The sequence below is a fragment of the Shigella sp. FC1967 genome (assembly GCF_001743005.1).
GTDB lineage: Bacteria > Pseudomonadota > Gammaproteobacteria > Enterobacterales > Enterobacteriaceae > Proteus.
The window spans coordinates 1-592 of sequence record NZ_MIIZ01001155.1 but is presented as its reverse complement, the minus strand read 5'-3'; the positions used below and the strand labels follow the sequence as shown (position 1 = coordinate 592).

The 592-nt window shown below is 44.4% G+C and carries 1 protein-coding gene; it reads right to left on the bottom strand.

All coding sequences use genetic code 11. The annotated features are described in order from the left end of the window. Nucleotides 1-6: 6 nt before the first annotated feature. The coding region (locus BHE89_RS19560; protein WP_286146373.1) for a molybdopterin dinucleotide binding domain-containing protein at nt 7-592 on the bottom strand (586 nt) is incomplete at its 5' end.

The following is a 592-nucleotide window of genomic DNA, read 5'->3' as shown; positions in this document are numbered from 1 at the left end:
TTTTCATTATGCCTTCTCCTGTCCATTCAGGGTCTGTTGATAAGCATCACCTTCACCATCAAGCCAATCAATCTGTTTCATTTTACGCACCACAACGAACTCATCACGGTTAGAACCCACAGTGCCGTAATAGTTAAAGCTATAAGCCAACTGAGCATATCCACCAATCATATGGGTTGGTTTAGGGCAAACGCGTGTCACAGAGTTGTGAATACCCCCACGCATTCCAGTCATTTCAGAGCCTGGCAGGTTTATTTGACGCTCTTGTGCGTGATACATGTAAATCATGCCATCAGGAATACGTTGACTGACAATCGCTCTTGCCGTTAGCGCACCATTGCTGTTGTATGCTTCAACCCAATCGTTATCACTAATTCCCATCTCTTTGGCATCATCTTCACTCAGCCAAACCACAGGGCCACCACGACCCAGTGTTAACATCAGTAAGTTATCGCTATATGTTGAGTGAATACCCCATTTTTGATGAGGCGTCAGAAAGTTCAGCGCTTTTTCAGGGAAACCATTGGGTTTTTTACCTTTAACTGCATCAATCGCCTTAGTATCAATAGGGGGGCGATAGACCACTAAACTT